Here is a 426-nt window from a genome sequence, read left to right on the forward strand (position 1 = left end):
GTATAATGCGCGTTTGTCATACCAATTTCTTCGCCTTCGTATATATATGGCGTTCCTTGCATTAAGTGAAGAGTAGTACCTAACATTTTGGCTGATATAATACGATATTCATCATCATCATTTCCAAAACGAGACACTGCACGTGGCTGGTCATGATTGTTCCAGTAAAGACTATTCCAACCTTTACCGTCCAATTCTTTTTGCCACCTATTCAACGCTTTTTTTAGTTCGGTTAATTTAACTGGAACATTATTCCATTTACCAAGACGTTGATCGGGATTAGGACTCAATGAAACATGTTGAAATTGAAAAACCATATTGAGTTCGTTACTATCTAATCCGGTATATTTAATGGCATCTTTGGGAGACGAATCTGGCATTTCGCCAACAGTCATAATATCGTAATGAGAAAGGACTTCTTTATTC

At 36.9% G+C, this 426-nt stretch carries 1 protein-coding gene; it reads right to left on the bottom strand.

Annotation, left to right across the window (positions count from 1 at the left end; all coding sequences use genetic code 11):
* Window positions 1–426 (bottom strand): alpha-amylase family glycosyl hydrolase (locus tag KH893_RS12430; protein WP_281166353.1); only part of this gene is annotated, 426 nt, incomplete at both ends.

It is taken from the genome of Liquorilactobacillus sicerae (assembly GCF_029916425.1).
Lineage (GTDB): Bacteria > Bacillota > Bacilli > Lactobacillales > Lactobacillaceae > Liquorilactobacillus > Liquorilactobacillus sicerae.